Raw genomic sequence first — 23,263 nt, forward strand, 5'->3', positions numbered from 1 at the left:
ATCCTGTTTTTTATCCATCCGGCTATATCCTGAATTTTTGTAAGAAGTTAGTGCAAAAACAAAGCGATGTCAAGCAGAACCTGGAACAGCCCCCTTTGACATCGCCATTCTGTAACCGTCATGGACCGGCTGAACACCTGACACTTATCTAAGCACAGCTTGCAATACATTTAATTTCCACACATGCTCCTTTTGGCAACGCGCTGACCTCCACCACAGCCCTGGCCGGACGATGTTCTGAGAAATATTCCTGATAAATCTCGTTGAACTCGGTGAACTTTCCCATGTCAGTAAGGAAGACATCAACAGAGACCACATGATTAAGGTCGCACCCCGCGGCCAGAAGTATCTGCTGAAGGTTACTGAGTGCCTGACGGGCCTGGGAAGCAATATCCTGACCTGCCAAGTCTCCGGTTTCAGGTTTCATACCAAGCTGTCCGCTGACAAAAAGCCACGGAGAAACAGCAATTCCCTGAGAATAAGGCCCGATGGCACCCGGTGCCTTGTCAGTTCGGATGACTTTACATTCCATAATAATATCCTCCTTTAAGTATAGGGTTTTCAGTTTCAATATTCCACATTCAGCAGATCGAAAATCTTTTCCGGAGTCTGCAAAAAACCGCTTCGCTCTATTTTTGCTCTCCTTTTGCAAAAAACCGCCTCGCTCTATTTTTGCTCTCCTTTTGCAAAAAACCGCTTCGCTCTATTTTTGCTCTCCTTTTGCAAAAAACCGCCTCGCTCTATTTTTGCTCTCCTTTTGCAAAAAACCGCCTCGCTCTATTTTTGCTCTCCTTTTGCAAAAAACCGCCTCGCTCTATTTTTGCTCTCCTTTTGCAAAAAACCGCTTCGCTCTATTTTTGCTCTCCTTTTGCAAAAAACCGCTTCGCTCTATTTTTGCTCTCCTTTTGCAAAAAACCGCTTCGCTCTATTCTTTTGCAAAAAACCGCTTCGCTCTATTTTTGCTCTCCTTTTGCAAAAAACCGCTTCGCTCTATTTTTGCACTCCGGATCCGGGTATTTTAATTTTTAGGACTTCGTTTATGAGTGTCCTCCTTTTTTGCAGACTGATACGCCCGAATCCGTGTTCTTGCCAATTTCGCATACTCCTTATTTGTATCGTATCCAACATAACTTCGCTCTGATTTTAATGCGGAAAGGCAGGTGGTTCCGCTGCCCGCAAAGGGATCCAATATCACATCATCTTTAAAAGAATACAACTGTATCAGGCGATAAGGAAGTTCTTCGGGAAACGGAGCCGGATGCCCGATTTTCTTTGCCGAAACCGCAGGAAATGTCCATACGCTCTTGGTCCATTCCAAAAACTCCTGTTTTTGTATGCTGTTCTCTCTTTCCCCCCGCTGTCTTGAAAATGAATCTTTGGAAAAAACCAGAATATACTCATGCACATCTCTCAGCACAGGATTTGCTGCGGACATCCAGCTTCCCCAGGCCGTGGAAGGACTGGCACTGGATGCTTTGTTCCATATAATCTCACCCCGCATTAAAAACCCCAGATTCTGCATGTCCTCAATAATGTGGCTGTGCAAGGGAATATAAGGTTTTCGTCCCAGATTCGCTATGTTAACACAGGCCCGCCCCCCCGTGACCAGCACCCGATATGTTTCCTCCCACACGCTTTTTAATAATTGAAGATATTCATCCAGACTCAGATTGTCATCATAGTCTTTGGATGCGTTATAGGGCGGTGAGGTGATCATCATATGAACGCTGTTATCCGGAAGTTCTTCCATACATTCGCTTGATTTGCAGAATATCCGGTTCTTGTATTTTCCGGGAAGATGGTTTTCAATATATTTTATTTTTTTCTTTTTATCAAAGCCCTCATACAAACGGCTTTTATAAAATTTTGATGAATCATGGTTGATGCGCCCGGGAATTCCGAATGAGCTTGTGGATGTTCCGGTACGCTGATATGACTTTTCAGACACTTATGGCCTCTTTAAACAGTTCATGGGTTATGGGTTAATATTTCCCGAACAGCCGGTACGACATAGATATCTTCATGGGGCATTTTGCTCAGGCAGGACGCAAGAATTTTATTTTTTTTATGGACAGGCAATTTTTTATCCATGACAAAAAGATGTTTTCCTTTTATCTTGCACAATCCGCTTTTGACTTTGATGCCCGCGCTGCGAAGATTTTGTTCGGATACGGTAATACCGAGTTTTTCAGCAAGCTCTTTAAGATTCTGATATAATTGTTCCGGTTTCATGATATTTTGCTATTTTTATCTTGAAAAGCCTGGCAAATGTGTTATAGTCTGTTCAAAATTTAAAAAAACAATTTTAAGGAGGTAATTGTTATGGAGATTTTGGAAAAAAGAGCGCAGACAACAGAGGTGATGGTCAATTCCTTTATACAAAGCGTGTATAACTGGATGGCTGTCGGACTGGGGCTCACAGCCCTTGTCGCATTTGTTGTGGCAAGCAATATGACCCTGCTGAAAATGATGTATTCGGTTCGTTTTCTGCTTATTATCGGCGAACTTGCCCTTGTTTTTATTCTCGCGGGAAGAATACACAAAATGGAAGCCTCGACCGCCACTGCTCTGTTTCTGTTCTATTCCGCACTAAACGGTGCCACGCTCTCTGTCATATTTATGGTATATACCATGTCGTCCATTGCTTCAACATTTTTTGTCTGTGCGCTGACTTTTACCGCGTGCAGCATTTACGGCATGGTGACAAAACGTGATCTGACCTCTGTTGGCGGGTTCATGTTTATGGGGCTGATCGGTATTATCATTGCATCTCTTGTGAATCTCTTTATCCAGAGTTCCGCAATGACCATGATCATCAGCTATCTGGGCGTATTTATTTTCATCGGGCTGACCGCATATGACACCCAGAAAATCAAAGCCATGGCCCTTTCACAGCCCGCGGGACTTGACGCGGCCGTGGTCAGAAAAGGCGCGATCATGGGAGCGCTGACATTGTATCTGGACTTCATCAATATGTTTTTGTTTCTGCTTCATATTCTGGGAGGAGGCAGAGACTAACTCAGTGTCTGTTTGTAGTTCCGCCTTTAGGCGGTGTCACACCGCCTAAAGGCGGAACTACGAACGACGCTTTGCTTGGAGACACAAAAATCATCTGTGAAATCTCCTTAATCTGTGTCAGTCAGCGGTTCAGGTCCCCAGTTTTTCCTGAACCACATCAACAATCTGCCGGCAATATCGTTCGGTTTCCTCATGGGTGGGGCCTTCCACCATCACCCTGCAAAGAGGCTGTGTTCCTGAATAGCGCACCAGCACCCGTCCTTTTTCCCCCAGGTGGTTTTCCACGGATTTTATTTCATTGACAATATCAGGAACCGTTTCAATCTCAGGCTTGTTTTTCACTTCCACATTCATCAGAATCTGAGGAAATGTGGTCATGATTTTGCCAAGCTCGGACAGAGGCTTTGATTCCTCTTTCATGGCCTGGATCAGTTTAAGGGCAGTGAGAATCCCGTCGCCTGTTGTGTGATGATCTGAAAAGATCATGTGACCGGAATCTTCTCCGCCGATCACCGCGCCCGAGCCTCTCATTTCCTGTAGCACATAGCGGTCCCCCACATCCGCCATAATATGATTTATTCCCATCTCTTTTAACGCGAGCTTGAATCCGATATTGCTCATGACGGTGCAGACCACCAGATTATTTTTCAGCAGCCCTTTTGTTTTCATGCTCTTTGCACAGATTGCAAGAATCTGATCGCCGGTGACAATGTTTCCTTTATCATCTATGGCAATCAGCCGGTCTCCGTCTCCGTCAAAGGCAAGACCAATATCCGCTCCTTGTTCCGTAACCTTTTTTTGTAAAGTTTCAGTATGCTGTGACCCGCAATTTTCATTAATATTCTTCCCGTCAGGAGAGACAAACAGAGCCTCGACATTCGCGCCAAGCTGGGTAAATATTTCAGGACCGACCCTGTAAGTTGCGCCATTTGAACAATCCAGAATGATTTTCATGCCGCTGAAGGGGGATTCTCCGGGGACCGCCTGTTTCAAAAACGTGATGTAACGCTTTCTGGCATCCTCTATTTTATAAACCTTGCCGGTCTCCTGAGCAGAACAGCACAGGGAGGCCAGGTTGTCATCTGATAAAAGCTGCTCAATTTCTGCTTCTTTTTCATCTGAGAGCTTGTACCCGTCATTTTTAAAAATTTTTATGCCATTGTCGTAAAAAGGGTTGTGGGATGCGGATATGACGACTCCCGCGTCCGCCCCTGCCGAGGATGTCATAAACGCAATTCCGGGCGTGGGAAGGGTTCCCGCGAGATATGCGTCCCCCCCCGTTGAACATATGCCTGAAGCCATTGCATATTCCAGCATATAACCGGACACACGGGTGTCCTTTCCGATAACGATTTTTGATTTGCTCCCCTGTTTTCTGAAAAGGGAGGCAACTGCTCTTCCGACATTCAGCGCCATTTCAGCAGTCATCGGATATTCATTTGCCACGCCTCTGATTCCGTCAGTGCCAAATAATTTGCCCATGATTTTAACCTTTTTTCCTTGATGTTAATCCACGTCATCATTTCAGGCAGAATGGCTGAATTGCTTCTGAATTGCAAGAGTTTTCCGCGTGTCTTAGGTAATTTTTCTTGCCGGAAAATCATATCATCCGGGGAAAAAGCCGGGTTTCTCCGCGGTCCCGCAACAGCCCGGAAACTTTTCGATTTGCTGATTGTTTATATGAAAGTGTTAGGTGTCAGGTGTCAGGTGTTAGGTGTTAGGTGTTAAGTGTTAGGAAAAACTATAAAACTTTCATGGTTCGTTGTGACCGGCAGGTCATGGCCGTTTATATGAAAAAGGTGTTAGGTGTTAGGTGTTAGGTGTTAGGAAAAATTACAAATTTTTCATGATTCGTTTTGACTGGCAGCTTCAGGAAAAATACTGTCCCGCGTGCAAAGCCTGTTTTACACTTCGGCCTGACAAACTGGCAAATGACAGATGATGTTGAAATGACGGGGCAAAAAACAAAAGCCTGCTCAGGCAGGCTGTTTCCAAGCTTCCTTCAGGATGCTTCTGCTTTCAGCCGGAGGATTGATCCTCCGGTCATTTTTTTCTCAGCAAAAAACAAGAAACAAATGATACAGTGTTATTGGCCTCCCGACCGTGATACGCTGATGGCAGGAGCAGTAGCAATAGTCCGAATCAGACAGGATGCTTGTGTCTGACCATGTGCCGCCGGCATACGCCTGAACCAGATCCGGATCACTCCTGAATTTGTCCTGAGCCTTCTCTGACCAAGCTTCCGGCGTGTCAGACTGCACATAGCCCAGCATTCCGGCTTCGTTTTCTTCCGCTGCATAATTCCCGGAAAGGAATTCTCCGAGACCTTCAGGTCCAAGATAGGCCCCCATGGTTGCGTGTGTGTTTGCACAAAGTCGTTTTGCTTCAAACGAATAACGGGGCCTTCGGCCATGTCGGAGTCTTTCTATCTCAATATCCAGACGCTGCCGCTTTTTCCCCTTACGGTCAGATGTGGTTATAGGTTTTTCCTCATGTACGGAATAGCGTCCGACCCATCTCGGATAAGACCGATCCTGAACGATTTCATCAAGTTCTCTGGCAAGATCACTGGTGATCTCCTCCTCTTCCCAATCCTGATATTGCAAAGCATCAAGGCGGTCATATCCCCATTTCAGCAGTTGGAAGACATGCTTTCGGAAAGCAAGCTGATAATCTCCTCGGTCATCAGGATATTTGGCAGGACGCGGCGAGCGGTTACTGACAGCCATTGGGTCTCCATTCAGTTCAGTTTTTCAGCAATAAATTCATCCGCATCAAGCAGGGCCTGGCTTTTCAGCCAACTGAGCCGCTGAATCGGCTTGAAAAAATAAGTGGTTCTGCCTTCATAGTATTTCAGGTTGCGTTCAAAATACATCCATTGCCCCTGACTGTGTGACAGATTTCGTCTGAGTCTTGAAAATTCTTTCTCAATTTCGGAATCCGTTATTTTGGAAACAGATACAGGCCCTGCGGGCGGTATTTCAGGGTGTTCGATTCTGATCATGGCAATCTGATCTGAATAATATGCTGAAACTTTATGCTGGTCCCTTATTTCGTTATCTAAAAAATTATCAAGTTCAGTTTTCAGAATTTCTGCATATGTCTCAATCTCAGATACTTTTGCCGATCTGACGGCCTCCCGGGGAATCCTGCCTTCATTCAGTTTCATCCTGACAAAAAGCAAATCTTCAATAAGCCATCTTTCTGCCTCATTGAGCCTTAGCAAATCATACACCGCTTTGTTTAGTTCAGACAGCAGCAGATTCAACTTGTCTTCCTCTTTTCTTTGTGCAGACAGATTTGTATTGCTTTCTCGGACTTTTTTTTCTTGTCTTACGATTTTATCATGCAGCCTTGCCCAGTTTTTCAATTCCTTTTCTGACAAAAGATCAATGGGTATGGGAAGCTTTTCCAAATCATTTTTGTCAGGCCGGTCTCTTTCAACTCCCCAGAAAGTTGAGGTCAGAAATTGCTGATAATAAGCAAAATCAGAATTCAGATAAAGTGTCAGCGCTTTCAATAAATTGGCTTTGGAGGGTTTTCCAGAAATTCCGAGCTGCCTTGGCGGAACAACTATGAATTCTTCTGAGAACACGGCAAATCTTCTGGCAGCGTCAATGATGATATGCGGTGGGCTGCAAATTTTGATAGGTTTCATTCCGCCTCTCTTTCTGACATAAGCTCGTTCTGGCTCAACTTTTTTTAGTGACTCATCAGGAAACGAGAAAATTCTTCTATGGTTCCGAAGAACCCTCATATCAATCTCAGAGTTTCCGATGAGTTCCGGTATGTATTCAACAGGGTCTTTAGCATCTTTTTTATTTCGCAACTCAAGACCCGGATGTATGAAAAGACCATGTTTGTCCTTGAAGTCAGATAATGTTGGAAAACTTTTCCCGATTGACCTGAGTAAATGTCTGTCCCGAAACGATCCCCACATCGCAAGCTTCCAATACAAACTGCTGCCCGAAATCACATCTTTCCGTAAAACTTCTCGGATTTCGCTTGCATCAACAGCAATCGTCCACAATTTTGTTCTTTTCCGCGTATTCGTATCGTGCCGAACGGACTGATTCACGGCAAAAGGAGCATAAGAAATAATGCGGTGATACGTTTCGTCTCTGTCACTGGCGAATGAATAAAAAAATGCGGCAGCGGGACTGGCAGCCCCTTCAAATAACAAATGGCGAAGATTTGCAAAATTGGCAACACACCACATATTTGTCTGACTGAAAAAACATTTCCGAAAAGTTTTTCCTTTGGTTTTAAACAAGGTGGCAGCAGGCATCAGCAGACCGATCAGGCCCTGCTTTGAAATGTATTCCGTCACTCCCCAGGCAAATGCCTCGGCCAGTTGGTTATCGCTGACCGGGAACCGTTTCTGATAATTTTCCATCCAGTCCAAAGCAGCCTTGTCGCTCGCTTCATCGCCATTTCGAGAAAGTTTTTTCCACGGCGGATTGCCAACAATCCAGTCAAAACCTTTCCCGGGTTTGTTTTCCTCAAACGCTGAATTCGGCGCAAAAAAACCTTTTTCACAATGAAAGATGTTCTGGTTCCTCAATACGGGTAATTGAAACTTCTTATAACATGCCTTTTCCAGATCAGGCGGATCAACATAATCCAGAAGCGTGAGTATCAGGCTGAGTTCCGTGATGCCGCAGGCGTCTTCATCCACATCAAGGCCGTAAATATGCCGTACCAGAAGATCACGCAATTCAGAAGGGCGAAGACGGTTTTCCGGGTTCTGCGTAAGTTCTCTTTCAATAATCAGCCGGTAGCATTGGACAAGAAAGGCACCGGAACCACATGCCGGATCAAAGACGCTTCTGCCTTTTTGCAGAGGCAGTTTTGCATCAAGTTCATCGAGAATGAAATTTACTAAATGGACAGGTGTGTAATACGCTCCCTGCCCTTTTTCCCTGCCCTCGTCATGCAGAAATTGCTGATAGACAACAGACAGCGTTTCTGTAGGAATATATTCAAAATTGTATGCCTTGAAATCCAGGTGCATCTGGCCGGATATGGGATGATCTCCGGCAAAAGTCGAGGCCACCATTCGGATGTGTCTGAGGCAGGGGGCGTTTTTTCCCCTTGCAGGTATGGGGAACAAGGCCCCGTTAAGCCATTCGTCGAGCTTTTCAGCAACCTTGAAAAATCCCTTTGGCGTGGCATCGCGTCCGAAAACCGACCTGGGTTCAATTTCCCATTGCTCAAATTTCCGATCAGAAAGAATGTTTCTGTCTCTCAGATAATGCAGGTAAACATATTTTCCGATAAGGGCATGGGCCAAATGTCTTGGCAGATCATTTTTTATAAGTTGCTCTCCGAGTTTCTTCAAATTGGAGAGCAGTCTTCTGTCCACCCTTGCTTCAACAGATACTTCCCTGCCCCATTTTTTCCAAACACGACCAATATCAATAGCGTCTGCCCTGAATTCAGATAATTTCTCCAGAACTTGGTTTGTTGTTTTTGAAATTTTCAGGATTGCCCGGGTGTCGCTTTCCTCTGACTTGCTATCGTATTTGAAACCCGGATAAAGACGGAATGTTTTCGGTGTCGAAATAAGAAGAAAAGGGACCACATTCTGATTCCAGACCTGTTTGTGCAGGGTGGCGGCATCTTCCTCGGTTGCGGCTTCGCAGACATATACGACAGGAATCACGGCATCATTGTCATTTCCGCCCAGAATGTAAACCCCGCGCAGTGAGCATTTTTTTTCAGCTTTCCTGAAGATATGCGAGTATCCCGGATATCTGCTGAATTCTGATTTCGACAAATACGATGGCGAGTCATTATACCCGAGAAGTTCTGTAAATTCATTTATGTCCATAAGTGGCTCTTTGCCAGTTGGGTTATCTCTGTCTTATGATTCTTCACCATCTGGGCGGGATGAATCTTATGTCTGGTCCAAATTTCATTAAGCCTTTTACTCGATGATCAACTTTTTTTCTGTCATTCCTGCTTTCGCAGGAATGACGGAAGCCTTGTTCCAAGCATCTCAAGAAACTTGATCATCGAGTTTTACGAATCCATATCATCAGGCCATCTGTCGGATGACGGTTCTGATCACACCCTGTATCACAATTTCTTCCACAGGAATCAGGTCAGGATATTTCGGATTCTCTGCTTTTAAAAAAAAGCGATTTTTCGTCCTGGCAAGTGTTTTCAAGGTATTTTTTCCGTCAATCAGGGCCACCACCGCGTCGCCTTCACCGGGGGACTGATCTGAATCCGCAATAACCCAGTCTCCTTCATATATGCCTCGGCCGATCATGGATTCCCCTCTCACTTGCAAGGCAAACACGCGATGTTCTGCGGATCTGCCCAGTATTTTCCTGTCAACCATAAGCTCACCGGAATATTGTGCGTTTCTCAGCTCCGGCCAACCTGCCGGAACATTTCCCAAGATCGGTACGGAAATGGCTTCTCTCTTTGCTTTTTTCTTCGGGAAAAGGATCTGAATGCCGCGGGAACGACCATTGTGTCTGCGTACATATCCTTTCTTCTCCAGGGCCGCCACATGATCGGCTGCTGCCTTGGTACTTTTGAATCCGAAATAATCAGCAATCTCCCGGTATGTCGGGGAGATTCCCTTTTTGTCTTGAAATTCTGTAAGGAAATTCAGAATCTCTGATTGCCTGGGAGTAAGATGTGCTTGGCTAAACATATGTGTAGTATATGGCATGAAAATCAGGAACTGTCAATGGTTTTAACTCGATAGTGAAAAAGGCCGGGGCTTCTTTTGCTCACAAAAATGGAACCAATACCCTGTCACTCGATAATCAGGTTTTCTGACCCATTTCGGACAAAAATCCTGTCAGATCGGGTACTTATTCACATTATTTCTCATCGGACTGACACCTCATGTTTATAATCTTTGCCCAGTTATCCCTGAGTCCGTCACCCAGCAGATTAAATGCCAGCACAGAAACCATGACAGCGATTCCCGGATATAGCGAAAGATGGAACGCACTGAGGATATAATCCTTTCCTTCCATGAGCAGCGTTCCCCATTCCGGGTAAGGCGGCTGCACACCGAATCCCAGAAATCCCAGGGCGGATACCGCAAGTATGCCTTTTGCCACTCCGATAGTGCCGAGTCATCTTTTTCTCAGCAAAAAACAAGAAACAAATGATACAGTGTTATCGGCCTCCCGACCGTGATGGAATTCGGGGGACACAGTACTTATTTCCTATAATTCCCTGTCCCCCGAATTCCTGCTTAAACAAACTGTTGCCCGAGTACTTATCTGTCACAGAAGCTGTTCACCAGAATCCCACGGCCTTAAACGCTGGTAAATTTTGAGAAAATCCTGAATTGAGAATTATCTTGACACGATAGTTGTTGTGTAATAATTAAAATTATAACACGATAAAGGAAAATCGGATATCCTGGCGCACGGTCCCGAGTGCTTTCCGGGAACGGTGATCGCCAGAATATTTTTTCTCAGGAAGGAGGTCAGATGAAAATCAGCCGGATCGAAATAAAAGAAACGTATTATCAGTTCAAAGACTTCACACTTAATCTGACCTATCCCAAAGGTCACGAAAAAGAGGGAAAGCCTTTGGACAAAGTCTGTTTCATCGGGCAGAGCGGGACGGGAAAAACGAATTTGCTGAATGTCTGCAAATCGCTTGCAACCTGGGATTCAAGGCATAGAAATTCTGATATGAAGCATATCAGTGCAGTCTCCTATCTGGAAGAGGGGGTGAAATTAATTTCAGGCATTGAAAACGGGAGACTTACTGATGAATATCCTGATAACAGGAAACTTGAACGTACAGAGAACAAAAGGGAATACTGGGAGAAATGTTACGCAGATACGAATATTCTGATTTCATTTCCTGCTGAGATCAGTATGAATCTGAATCAGATTCTGCAAGAGAAAAGAAACGCTGACCCCATGGATTTTCTGAAGACTGAGGTTGAATCTGCAACGCATTTGGCTGATGTAAATTTTGAAGATAAGATTTTCGATTTTGAAAAACAGAATGCCTTGGCAGTATGGGAATTTATTTTAAAGGATATAAAGCATTACAAAGAAGAAGAACTGAGACACAGTCAGAAGCTGGCAAAAGCTTTCACTGTAAATATTGAAGAGGGTGAACGTCTTCTTGAAAAATTTAAGAAATGGAAAAAAGAACAACCGAATCCCATAGAATCGCTTGCCCAAAAATTGAATCCGCTTTTGAACAGATTTAACTTGGAGATAAACAGAGATTTTGACTTTGAATCCGCAGAAGACCTGAAGTTTATCAAAATAAAAACCTTAAACGGAATCCAAGTCCCCTATAAAGGCTGGAGTACCGGCACAAAACAGGTGATCCTGACTGCCACGCCGCTTTTCAAGCTGAATACCGAAAAAACAGTCATTCTCATAGATGAGCCGGAGCGGTCATTATATCCTGATATTCAGACTGAAATTGTAAACTACTATACTGCCCTGGCCCCCCAGGCCCAGTTTTTCTTTGCCACTCATTCGCCGATGATCGCTTCGTCCTTTGAACCCTGGGAGATCGTGGAACTGAAATTCGGAAAAGACGGGTATGTTTGTCAGGAGAAATATTACGAGGGAGAGAATCATACAGATAATTATTTCATTGATCCCCGCTTTCTGAGGTGGGACAGTATTTTAATGAATCTTTTTGACTTAGGTGTTGAGGGGAATGAGACTTTCAGAAACAAAGCATTGACAAAAGCTTTATATCTCAAAGCAAGGCTTCGGAAGCTTAAAGCTCAGGATAAGACAGACACGGAAGAGGGAAAAAAGATGTTGGAAGAATTTGAAAAATTGGCTAAAAAACTGGGTTGGAGACTGGATGAGAAAAATTGACAAAAGCGAGATTCTTGCTGCTGAGTATAAATCATGGACAGACAGATACGATAAAACGAATCAAAATCATCCCAAATATTATTCGTCTCATAAATATCATAAAGATGTGCTGGTCAGCCTGCTTTATTGTCAGAAAGGCTTATGTGCATATACGGAAATTCTGATTGCAAGAAAAGAAAGATATGCCCCTGACAACTTTGACGAAAACGGAAGATATATAAAAAGAGAAAAAGAAATATCCGGATTTGCCGCTCAACTTGATCATTTTGACAGCACGCTGAAATCTGAAAAAGGCTGGCTTTGGAATAATTTTTTCGCTGTTTCGGATAAGATCAATGTTCAGAAAACAAATAAGCCTGTGGATGAGATTCTGAAGCCGGATGCCCCGGAATATGATCCTCATAAATTTTTAGCTTATGATAAAGATCGTCATGTGTTTTATCCGAACCCGGATATTGAAGATGATTGCCTTGTGGAAAGAATTGGCGAGATGATTGATTTGCTGGGACTTAACTACGGAACCATCAAAGACCATCGGATTTCTTATCTTTCTCCTGTTCTGAACAGGCTTTTCTTTCTTGGAATACGGGAACATGTTTATCAGTTTGTCACAGCATATCAGATGTGTGAGCAGCAGATTTTTGCTATGCAAGAGGAAAGTGGGGGCAAATATTAAATAGCGGAATGATCCTGACACTGAGCATGTTATTTGATCTGACTTAATTCGGATTTCCTGGCGCACTCTGTTTGCCTCACTCGACGCAGAAGGTTTTGACATTGTGTTCCCCACACAAAACGTGGGAACGAAAAAAAAGAATCTCTGATATCAAGGAGGATTGGTGAATGAGCATTGATCAGAAAACGATAGGTGAAATTTTCGGACAAGCAAGTAATGCCTCAGACTTTTTTTATGAACTGGGCGGGATTGTCCTTGATGAGTTCTCATATATCAGGATTATTGGGCAGATTGAACGGGCAGAGGGACCTGATACTTATAAGATGTTGAAAGCTTGCCTGCAAAGGGTTTTAAGACCTTACTGTCATATCAACTCCATTCCGAATGATGCTAGTCAGAAAAGGCTAAGAGCTGTTTTAAGTCTGTATTTTGTCTGGGAAGGAGTTTTCTCTTACGGACAAGCCGCAGGGCATGAGCTTTGGCCTCATATCTTTAACGGGCTTTTGCTACCCTGTGATGCAAATGCATCAGCTCAATGTGGGAGACTTTTCCTTCAAACACTTCAGGAAAACGACTTAGAAACATTTGAGCATGTTCAAGGTGGTTTGATCTATGTGACTAAAATTTTGTTGCATGGTCTTATTCCGGAAATTCATTTGAACAGATTCATAAAGGAATTAGTTGTCCCTGAGCAGAGCAATATCAGAGGAAACTATCTGACGGGCAATCATCTTATTGATAAAATACGAAACAGTAATGAACTTGAATGCCAACCTAAGACCATTCAGCGATTTATCAAATATGGCTGGCCTGTCAATGCCCAGATTCTTGATAAATTTTGGGATATGGTTAAAAATTGGGACAGGAATGGTCAGGAACAATGGTGGCGCTGGGGGCTGCCCAAATACATGGTGGATGCTTTCAGTGAGTCAGTAAACAGACCCCAGCTTGTTGCAATAAAAAAGCGAAATAAAAAAGAGGGATTTGGCGGAAGACCGCATTTGTCGTTTGATTTTGAAAGCGAGTTTCCCATGCTTATCATCCCCCCTCAGGAAACGTGCCGAGACTCTCACCTTGAGATTTGCCATTGCCCTCTGGATGCCCCTCAACAAGAATTATCCGAAACAACGAAAATCAGTTCTGTATATATAGATGGGAAATATTACTCTGATAACCGAAATGACTCAGTATATCCCTCAAATTTCTGGCGTGTTCAAGTCCTTGGCAATGACTTTATGTCTGTTCGTTACGATTTCCCTGTCGGGGATGATGGAAACGCTGTGCCATTTTATCTGTTCAATTCTGAAACCTCCAAACTGATTGGCAATTTTCCTGAAAATTGCCCAAAAGAGATCATCATTGTTTACCCGAAACAGTCTGACTTTGATTTGGATGGCGGAACAAGGCTGACAGAAGCTATTCCGCTTTATCATAAATGGAAAGCGTGGCAATATGTCATCTGTGAATTGGAAGAGGAAGAGAGTGTTAGTTTTTTTTATGAGGGGCTGAATGCCTGTTTAACCGGACAGATATACGAAACAATTTCCTTCCGCTGGCAAACTTCAAAACAGAATCGTGTACAGCTTGCAGGTGAGTCTGTGGGTCCGTCCTGGATCCGATGTGCTGATGATCGTCCCATTATTACCGATTATAAAGATGTTCAATTCGTTTTCACACAGCGAGGCTATATGTCCGGTGAATTGATCTGCCTTGATTCTGATGATCAGACTCGGGGACGATTCTTCAAGCTTGAATTTCAAAAAACAGGTCATGGCTTTTCAGCCACTTTTCCTGATATGAACATAAGACCGGGAACCTATAAAGTTCATTTCCGAGGCGCTATCGGTTTGGATGATCTTACTCTTAACTTTGTTTTTTTGCCTATAAATGAACACAGAAGAATTTTTAGTGCTGATCATCCTCTGATTGCTGACAGTTTTCGTATCGGCTTTTCACAGCAGATACTTTTTGAACCCATTGACAACACAGATGTTTCTATGTCTGAGTCAAAAGTGCTTGATATTTCGTTGAAGGAAGATAACGGAGATGCGTTTTGCGCGTTGAAGCTTTTCCCGAATTCTCTGCGACCCATTATTCTCCTGCTTGCCAGGAGCGATATCCGATGGGTGCGCCACAGCGAAGAAGAACACATTGACTGGTGTTTCTGGCGCTCAAGAAATGAGGATATTACGGTTCAACGTATGGATGAATTAGACAGGGAAAATTTGCTGGCACTTGTTGAAATTGATCATATTTCAGAGTTGTTATCAAAAAAGTTGCAGAAAAATAAAAATAAGCTGAGATTGCTGTTTGAAAACACAACAGACAATACGCGAATATCTCTGATGTCTGACGAGGTGCGAAATTACAAGCGTAACAGCAGAATATGGATTGTTCGTTTGGACAAATTCTCTGATCAGTTAAAATCTTCTCTGAGAGGGATTGAATCTGGGAGTCTGAGGTTTGATGATTATGGGGGACAGGAAAGGCCGGTTTTGTTTACCTTGCTGAGAAAACCGGAATTTAAAGATTTCAAAGTCCGATCTGTCAGAACGGATAAAGATTCTGAAACGCTTAACGTCACTTGGACACCCCATCCCAATGAGCCTCGTAAAAATCGGGTATTAAATTTTTACGCTTCAGATGACCCCGCAAAATCTATCCGGAAAAACATAAAAGACGGGGAACAGCCACCCGTTAAAATAAAGCTGAACCCACCGGGTAAGCCAGAAATATGGGTCGCTGAAATTGACGTTCAGAAGTCACGATTTGGCTTCAATCGTTTTGCAGATAAGACATCAAAACCTCAGTCAAAATGGATGCGGATATCTTCGGGGTGGATGGACTGGCTGGAATGGCCTGATATTCAGGCTGATGATATAATGACCCAAACACCTTTTTCTGAAAATCTGGCCCATGAAGATAACATAACTTCCTGGCCATGGTGCTATTTTTTATACCTTTTTTATCACGGTGACAGCCAACATCTGCATCGTGAATTAAGAACGATTTCAGGTGATCATATCATCCGAAAAGCCTTACCATTTTCTTCGGGAAATATCTGGTATGCAAGAGACCCCTCAAGGACCTGCCTTTCCCTTAAAATCAAGCCATCAACAATCGAACATAAAGATTTTTCGTGTTTTCAAAACTGCAAGCCTTTTCAGTGGGGCCAGGTTCCCGAGGGAATTGAAATCGAACTTTGTATGAATACAAGTCATCGTTACTTGGGAGAATCCGGTACGATTTGGTGTTGTTGCCGAGAAAAAGGCAATATGGCTCCGGTTATGAAGTCGGATTCAGAGAAATTCTCTTTGTCAGCGTGGCTTATGAGTGCTGTATCTCCCTCTGAAAAAGGGTCTGTCGTTGCACAATTACCCATTGAAAGGCTATGGGATAATCCTCCCTTGTTGCCAATATTAGGAAAGCTGCCTCGCAAGGATTCTTTTTTTATCCAAGAGGAGAAAAAAGACCAAGTTGTAAAACATAACAAAGACCTTAATACTGATTCGCCTTTAAAAATTGCGCTTGCGGAATCTCTGTCTAAAAAGAAGGATTCATTGTCCGTAAGTCCAGAAGATAATAAACGCGCCTTTTCCTTAGTTGAACGCTGGAAAAGATGGTCTGAAGGCAGTGAGGTCAATTCCCTTTTACGCAGAATGATAAGCGGACGTTCAGAATACAGCCCTGTCCAGATAATTACAGGAGCAGCAGCGTTTATTATCAGGTTAAAGGCTAACGGGTATGAGCATTCGATCTTTAAGAATAAGAGCGATGACCAGCACTTCGGAAAATTGAAAAAACTTCTTGATGATACACTTGATTTTATACATGACTTTCTCCCCCAGGCATTTTTAAGAGACCTTATTTTAAGCGAGCTGATCATAAGCTGGTATTGGAACAAAAGGCTTTACCAGTCTTCCAAAGATAAAAGTTCTGCCAGAGAACTTGAAAGACTGCAAGACAGACAGAAGAGAAAAATCCCTGAACCGATATCCTCGCCAAAATCAGCACAATCAACAGAGAAAATAGAGCATCCTGGAAAAATCGTCGGTTCTCTTCCAGTGAAAACAGGGAAAAACAGAATACACTCTACCCATCTTTATGAACAGAATTTAAAAAATATTTGGAGCGGACCTTTCACTAATAATGATTTCATTGATAACGGATATAATACCGTGACAGATCGCGTTACAGGACTGATGTGGCAAAAGCGCGGATCGCCCAAACCAATAAAATTGGCCCAAGTAAAAACTTACATTGAGAAACTTAATGATGAATGTTTTGCCGGATATTCTGACTGGCGGGTTCCAAGTCTGGAAGAACTCGGAACTCTGCTGACTCATAATAAAGAATCCAGAAACAAGGGGCTGTTTGCGTATTTTATTGATCCGATATTCTGTCAAAAGAAGACATCGTTCTGGGCTTCGGATGTTTTATTTCAGTATATCAGCTTTTATAGTGGCAGTGTTAAATATGGTAATGACAGACTAAAGAATTATGTCAGAGCGGTTCGTTCAGAACCGTCAACCACTTAACTCCTTATCGTAAGGCTTTGTAATAAAATATTAAATGGAAATCATCCAATGACTGACAAACGAATTGATCCGATCAGGGCCAGTGAAAACATCAGAGAGACGTATTTGCGCTATCTGATCACCACATTTGGGTTAAAAAATAAGAAATTAGCCAGACAGTTCCAGAATCTTGCAAAGACTTCCCAAGGGCTGTTCCGGGGGCCTGTTCTGGAAGCAACCCCCAAGTATAAAAAGGGCAAATCGCTTCTGGATATGATTACGGAAAAGAATTCCGTTTTAAGCCAGGAATTTATAAATTATGCTCCTGATCTGAATGCAGATGCGCTTGAGAACTGTCTTCACCTGAAAAGAGAACTCTATTTTCATCAGGAAAACGCGTTAAGAAAAACCATCGGAGAGAACCGCAACATTGTTGTTGCCACGGGAACAGGATCAGGCAAGACCGAATGCTTTTTATTGCCGATCATAGATTATCTTTTAAAGGAACGCGCCGCGAATCGCCTCGGCCCCGGGGTCAGGGCCCTTCTCCTTTATCCCATGAATGCCTTGGCAAACGATCAGGTGGCCCGACTGAGGAAATTGCTTCCGGCGCAAACCGGAATCACTTTCGGACGATATACAGGACAGACAGAACAGACCTATTATCAGGGCATTGAATCTTTTAAGCAGGAAAATGGCGAGATTCCTCAGCCAAATGAACTTTTCTGCCGGGATCAGATTCTCGGAAGAGAGCCGTTGGCAAGACACTGGCCCCACAAAGGTTCACCTGTTATTACAGGCCCGCCTCATATTTTGCTCACCAATTTTGCCATGCTGGAATATTTGCTGATGCGGCCCCAGGATTCTCTTTTATTTGACGGAGAGGCTGGCCATACCTGGCGGTTTCTGGTGCTGGACGAAGCCCATGTTTATACCGGCGCGATGGGGTCTGAAATCGGATACCTGATGAGAAGGCTGAAAGATCGTATCTGCCAGTCTCAGAAAGGAAAGCTGCTTTGCATTGCTACCAGTGCGACCATTGGCGGAAAAAACAAAAAAACAAAACAAACCATTGCAAATTCTTTTAAAAATCTTTTCGGAGAGCCATTTGAAGCCGGAGATGTGATTACCGGAGATATTGTTCCTCCTAAAAAAATTCTGGAAAATTTTCCTGAGTGGGGGCACGGATGTTCCGATTTTTACAACTGTCTGGATGATATCATGCAGGAGCAGTATCATTCGATATCCGCTCTGACCGAATCGGTTCAAAAAAAGCTGGCCGCTGGAAATTCAGGAGAATGGCCGGATAAAAAAACAATCGCCCGATCTGTTGATTCAGTCCGAAATCTGAAAAACATGGAACATGCCAAAGATTTTTTGATTTTTGCTCTGATGGCGGGTGACAAAAGAATGCGTTCTCTGATAAAAACGCTTGAAAATCAGCCGATATCCATTGAAAAGGCAGTGGAGATATTGTGGGGAGTCTCAGGAGCAGAGAGAGATACAGAGGCATTGAAAAAGAATCTCATCCAACTGGTTCATCTGGGATCACGAGCGAGACTGAAACAGGACAGCGCACCGTTATTAGCTGCCCGGTATCATTATTTTGTCCGGAGCCTTGAAGGCTTGTCTGTTTGTCTGCTCAAATCCGAGCAAAAAGACGAACAAAGCCAATGGCCCAGATTATTTATTGGTCGTCATCGGGAAATTCCGGACGCACCTGGTGGAAAAGCCATTGCTTTTGAACTTCAGGCGTGCAGTCGGTGCGGACACCCTTTTCTTCACGGATATTTTCAGAACGTGGATGAGGGACATCGTTTTGTTTCATATGTTCAGAGAACACGGCTGGAAGACATGCAGGAAAGCGTCTGGCTGTCCATTGATTTGAAGCAGGCCGTTGAATCTGCCGAAGATGAAGAACCTTTAAGAGATGAAAAACCTCCGGTTTCAGGAGTTACAAGGCCAGGCCCCACACAGATGGGAGATGAGCAGTATCTTTGTCCGCGTTGCGGATTCATCAGCGATAACAACACGCTTTCCTGTCCGTATTGCAGAAGACATGATTCCAAAAATTCTGAAGAGTGGTTTCCTGTGAGGCAGGTATATGCTAAAAACGGATCCGTTGTAAAAACTTGTCCCGCCTGCGGGGGGCGCAGAAATTTTGCAGGGTCAATTATCCGGGCCTTTTCTCCGGGAGACGACGCAGCCAGTTCTGTTTTGACAGATGCCCTGATGGGCGATATCCCGCGGGTATCGGAGAAGCCTGAATCTGAAAAAGCTGAAAAAACAGAAAACCAGAAAAGCGGCGGAAGATTTGCGAGGTTGGCCACAGTCAAAAAAACAGTGTCCGAAGCATCAGGAAAACGCCGTCTTCTGGCGTTTAGCGATTCAAGACAGGATGCAGCTTATTTTGCCGCATATCTCGACAGAACTGCAAACTATATTCTTCACCGCCAGTTGATTTTGAAGGCAGTAAAGAAACTTCTTAAACAAAATCCGGGCATTGAAGCTTTTGATCCGAATGATCTGATTACGCCTTTAATTGAGGAAGCTCAGGGGGTCGGCTTATTCGGTCTGAAGGATACGGAGCTTACCAAAAAGTCGGAAGTCAGCAAATGGATCAACGCTGAATTAATCGGTGTTCAACGCCGTTACGGTCTGGAAGGTGTGGGCCTGATTACCTGGGAATTAAAACACCGTGATGATTTGCTGCAAATTGTCAAGGAGGAGGAAGAGGGACTTATACAGGATTATCAGCTCAATGCTGAGGAATTTGTATTACTTCTTGAAATTTTTCTTACAGAGTTGCGCCGACGGAATGTTTTACAAAACCTCATAAATGTACTCCCTAAAGACACATATTTTTGGCCTCGAAATCGTCCTTATAGCATTCGCCCCAATTCTGTTCATTCCAAATTGTCCATTGCCTCATGGTATCCCCAGGCAGCCAGAAATATCCGCTCCGATTTTTTGGAGAGGCTTTTTGAGCGGATGGAATTGAATCCGGACAAGCGGAGCATCCATCAGATTTTGGAAGACTTGTGGGAACTTTCCATACAAGAAGAATTTGGAATTTGGGAGGAAGTCTCTTCTGTCAATAGATTGTGGGATGGCAGAGGAAACGACGGGGCTGTTCGGAGAGTCCGTTATGATGCTTGGATCGGACATTTGAGTTCAGGAGAGAATCTTTTCAAATGCGATACCTGCGGCAATCTGAGCCATATCAGCCTGAAAGGGGTTTGTCCTGTTTACAGATGTCCGGGGACACTGGAGCCTGTTGACCCGGATATCGAATTTGCGGAAAACCATTATCGCTATCTGTATGAGGGCAAGCCGGTTCCCATTTCCGTTCTTGAGCATACCGCCCAGATTACGAGCCAGGAAGGCGCGGAGCGGCAGCGAAATTTTTCTGATGATGAACATTCTCTGAACATTCTGTCCTGTTCGACCACCTTTGAACTTGGTGTTGATGTGGGACAACTGCTTGCAGTGTTTCTGCGTAACGTCCCCCCTACAATCGCAAATTATGTTCAGCGTTCAGGAAGAGCCGGAAGACGTCTGAGCGCGGCTGCATTTGTTCTCACCTATTGCAGAAGCCGCCCCCATGATTTGGGATATTTTGACGATGTAAACAAACTCATCTCCGGAAAAGTTCAACCGCCAAAAATAAACATTGATAACAACAGAATTGCCAGACGGCATCTGCATTCAGCAGTTCTGTCGCATTTCTGGCGGATGATTCATCCTGAGCGGTTTGACGGGCCAGAGGGAAAATGGCGGGGAACCGTGCAATGGCTCTTTTTCGGACAGGAGAGCGCAGCCCAGATCGTTTATCGCTGGCTTCAGGAAGAACCCCGGGGACTTTTTGATGAGATTTCAAGAATTTTTCCTTCTGAAATCAGGAAATCTCTTGGATTTGACTCATGGAATTGGAGAGAGAAACTGGTTGAAAAAACCGAAGATGATGATGGAAAAAGCGCATGGGGCGGTCGTCTGGGACTGGCGCAGACTGAATTGCTTTCAGAATACAGCGAATATGAAAACCTGCAAAAGAAAATTCCGAAACTTTATTCCTATGTTGAGGCACAGAAAAATCGTCTTCAAAAGCGGCAAATCCTTGATTTTCTGGCTTCAAGAAATGTTCTCCCAAAATATGGTTTTCCTGTGGATGTTGTTCCGTTGAAATTGCAAAGCAAAGACGAATGGGCACAGAGAGTGGAACTGGATCGTGATCTCAAACTGGCATTAAGTGAATATGCTCCCGGATGTACCCTTGTTGCAAATGGAAAAATCATCAAAAGCTACGCACTGGAAAGGATCTCAGGCAGGGCATGGCCTGAGTATCGTTTTGCCATTTGTGAGCAATGCGGAAAATTATACAGAACAGAAACATCTCACGGAGAATTGGAAACTGTTTGCGAATGCGGTCAGACACTTGAACCCCAGGGCAGCTTCGTGGAGCCGGTCTATGGTTTTAAAACTCAAATCAATGCAGATGGTCAGGAACCCGTGGAAATAAGACCCCAGAGAACTTTCTCCACCCGTGTCTATTTTTCTCATTACAGAGTCGCTCCGAAAGAGGATGAGTTTATCCGGGAAGGAAATCCCGATGAATTATCAGGGATTCAAATTCAAAAAAGGTATTCGCGTTACGGGGTGCTTTCCGTATTCAATTTCGGACGTGCGAATCAGAAATTCTGGCTGTGTTCTTTCTGCGGATACGGTGATGCAGGGGCAGAGAGACCCAAAAAGCACAAAACCCCCTGGGGGATGGATTGTAACGGACGGCTGAGAAAAGTCTGTCTCGGACATGAATTTCAAAGCGATGTTCTTGAACTCAGATTCCGCGGCGCAAGTTCGGCGCAGTATGACCAGGGATTCTGGCTTTCGCTTACTGCCGCGTTGCTGGCAGGCGCATCAAAGGCACTGGATATTGAAAGAAATGATATTGACGGAACCGTGCTTCAGTTTGGCGGCGCGGGCTATCGTTCCCTCGTGCTTTTTGACAATGTTCCGGGTGGCGCGGGGCATGTTCGCAGGGTATATGAAAATCTGCAAGATGTCATGGAAGCGGCCTTTGGCATTGCAGACAGTTGTGTGGGATGTTCCAGAGATCAGTCCTGTCATGCGTGTCTGAGAAATTTTTATAATCAGTATGCCCATGATCTTCTGAAACGCGGACCCGTGGCAGATTTCTTAGCAAAGGCCATCAGCAGCACATACCGGAAAAATGAGAACGGATATTTCCCGTTAGGTATCGCAGACAGCAGCCGATGGATTGAACAGCAGATCAGAAGGGCTGATGAAGTCCGGATGATCATGGATGGCATTCCAGAATACCATCATGAAAAATCTGTGGGAAGAGATTGGTACAAAATTTTTTATGAGCTGGCAATGAAACACGCATTGGTCCATGTGTTTATCCGAGATGACCTGTACCGAATTGCATCATCAGGCACGCTGCAAAAAATCTCCATTCACGCACTGACTTTGCTTGCGGAGTTTCCAAATGTGGATATATGGGTGATTCCCGATGCAGAAGAATGTCGTTCACAGTTGCACCTGAAAACCGACACAGGGGAATACGCTGTCCGATGGCCCGAAAACACCAATCCCTTTGCAGAAGCGGGACATGTTGAATTATCTGTACTTACCTCTTTTGTTGAATGCGTTAAAAAGGATTTTGATTTGCTTGCGGAGAAACATGGTGATCCCTCTCAGACAGCAACTCAGATGGCGGGACTTCTTCAGAAGACCAAAGTGATCCGGGTAAAAAGCGGTCTGAGACAATCGTGGAAAGACCTTTTGTCCGAGCATATTCCGGAATTAATCGAACATGTCGAAATCTATGACCGTTTTCTGAGAAATCGCTATCAGTTCAAAAGTTTGGAAATGTTGATACATACCATTGCGCTTAAAGCTTCTCATACCGGAGTGAAAATAAAAGTGACGACATGTGATGAGGGAAGTGACAATATCCGTGAACAGTTCAGAAAAATTCAAAAAAAGTATGAGGATAAGAACGTAAAGATAAAATACGATCTTCTGGATCCGTCCAGAGAAATCCCTCATTTCAGGAGAGTTCAAATTCAGGGGAAAGAGAATTGTTCTCTCTGGCTGGACAAAGGCGTTGACATTTTCAGATTTGAAGACTTTGACAAACCTTTATTTCATACTCTTGAAACCTATATTGTTGCAGAATATGATCAATAAAG

Annotated in this window: 14 protein-coding genes; 6 read left to right on the plus strand and 8 right to left on the minus strand. The window is 44.0% G+C overall.

From position 1 onward, the window contains the following. Positions 1 to 148: 148 nt before the first annotated feature. Positions 149 to 532, minus strand: a complete 384-nt coding sequence (locus dnm_RS26250) for a RidA family protein (RefSeq protein WP_207679846.1) — start codon at positions 530 to 532, stop codon at positions 149 to 151. Positions 533 to 683: 151 nt separating this feature from the next. Here dnm_RS26250 and dnm_RS26255 point away from each other — a divergent pair, with 151 nt between their 5' ends. Beyond that, a complete protein-coding gene (locus dnm_RS26255) occupies positions 684 to 1,022 on the plus strand; it encodes a hypothetical protein (protein WP_207679847.1) in 339 nt (112 codons plus the stop codon). Here dnm_RS26255 and dnm_RS26260 read toward each other — a convergent pair. Beyond that, the gene (locus dnm_RS26260) at positions 1,019 to 1,948 is read right to left on the minus strand and encodes a DNA-methyltransferase (RefSeq protein ID WP_207679848.1); all 930 of its coding nucleotides are present in this window, start codon (positions 1,946 to 1,948) and stop codon (positions 1,019 to 1,021) included. The two genes, dnm_RS26255 and dnm_RS26260, sit on opposite strands and share 4 nt — an antisense overlap. 20 nt (positions 1,949 to 1,968) lie before the next feature. Further along, the gene (locus tag dnm_RS26265; RefSeq protein WP_207679849.1) at positions 1,969 to 2,232 is read right to left on the minus strand and encodes a hypothetical protein; all 264 of its coding nucleotides are present in this window, start codon (positions 2,230 to 2,232) and stop codon (positions 1,969 to 1,971) included. Positions 2,233 to 2,322: 90 nt separating this feature from the next. On the opposite strand from dnm_RS26265, the gene dnm_RS26270 reads away from it, so the two are divergent. Beyond that, on the plus strand, positions 2,323 to 3,018 hold the full coding sequence (locus dnm_RS26270) for a Bax inhibitor-1/YccA family protein (RefSeq protein ID WP_207679850.1): 696 nt from the start codon (positions 2,323 to 2,325) through the stop codon (positions 3,016 to 3,018). 129 nt (positions 3,019 to 3,147) lie between these two features. Here the strand turns inward: dnm_RS26270 and glmM are convergent, their stop codons facing one another. The 5 genes from glmM to dnm_RS26295 all read right to left on the minus strand — a co-directional run bounded on the left by glmM (position 3,148) and on the right by dnm_RS26295 (position 10,106). Next, positions 3,148 to 4,500 carry a phosphoglucosamine mutase gene (gene glmM, locus dnm_RS26275; RefSeq protein WP_207679851.1) on the minus strand — a complete coding sequence of 451 codons (1,353 nt, stop codon included), beginning with the start codon at positions 4,498 to 4,500 and terminating at the stop codon, positions 3,148 to 3,150. Between the two features lie 572 nt (positions 4,501 to 5,072). Further along, entirely contained in the window at positions 5,073 to 5,747 is a 675-nt protein-coding gene (locus dnm_RS26280; protein WP_207679852.1) for a hypothetical protein, read from the minus strand. 11 nt (positions 5,748 to 5,758) lie between these two features. Next, on the minus strand, positions 5,759 to 8,851 hold the full coding sequence (locus tag dnm_RS26285; RefSeq protein WP_207679853.1) for an HsdM family class I SAM-dependent methyltransferase: 3,093 nt from the start codon (positions 8,849 to 8,851) through the stop codon (positions 5,759 to 5,761). A 207-nt stretch (positions 8,852 to 9,058) separates the two neighbouring features. Further along, the gene (gene lexA / locus dnm_RS26290; protein WP_207679854.1) at positions 9,059 to 9,706 is read right to left on the minus strand and encodes a transcriptional repressor LexA; all 648 of its coding nucleotides are present in this window, start codon (positions 9,704 to 9,706) and stop codon (positions 9,059 to 9,061) included. Positions 9,707 to 9,860: 154 nt separating this feature from the next. Further along, positions 9,861 to 10,106, minus strand: coding sequence for a hypothetical protein (locus dnm_RS26295; protein WP_207679855.1), 246 nt, complete (start codon positions 10,104 to 10,106; stop codon positions 9,861 to 9,863). 378 nt (positions 10,107 to 10,484) lie between these two features. On the opposite strand from dnm_RS26295, the gene dnm_RS26300 reads away from it, so the two are divergent. The 4 genes from dnm_RS26300 to dnm_RS26315 all read left to right on the plus strand — a co-directional run bounded on the left by dnm_RS26300 (position 10,485) and on the right by dnm_RS26315 (position 23,261). Beyond that, the gene (locus dnm_RS26300; protein ID WP_207679856.1) at positions 10,485 to 11,855 is read left to right on the plus strand and encodes an AAA family ATPase; all 1,371 of its coding nucleotides are present in this window, start codon (positions 10,485 to 10,487) and stop codon (positions 11,853 to 11,855) included. After that, positions 11,842 to 12,531: a hypothetical protein gene (locus dnm_RS26305; RefSeq protein WP_207679857.1), complete on the plus strand. Its 690-nt coding sequence runs from the start codon at positions 11,842 to 11,844 to the stop codon at positions 12,529 to 12,531. Before dnm_RS26300 ends, dnm_RS26305 begins: the two co-directional genes overlap by 14 nt. Before the next feature lie 656 nt (positions 12,532 to 13,187). Continuing rightward, positions 13,188 to 17,069 (plus strand): Lcl C-terminal domain-containing protein, encoded by a 3,882-nt coding sequence (locus dnm_RS26310; protein ID WP_207679858.1) that lies wholly within the window; start codon positions 13,188 to 13,190, stop codon positions 17,067 to 17,069. Between the two features lie 48 nt (positions 17,070 to 17,117). Beyond that, positions 17,118 to 23,261, plus strand: a complete 6,144-nt coding sequence (locus tag dnm_RS26315; RefSeq protein WP_207679859.1) for a DEAD/DEAH box helicase family protein — start codon at positions 17,118 to 17,120, stop codon at positions 23,259 to 23,261. The last annotated feature ends 2 nt before the right edge of the window (positions 23,262 to 23,263 follow it).

It is taken from the genome of Desulfonema magnum, from assembly GCF_017377395.1.
Taxonomy (GTDB): Bacteria; Desulfobacterota; Desulfobacteria; order Desulfobacterales; family 4be13; genus Desulfonema_C; species Desulfonema_C magnum.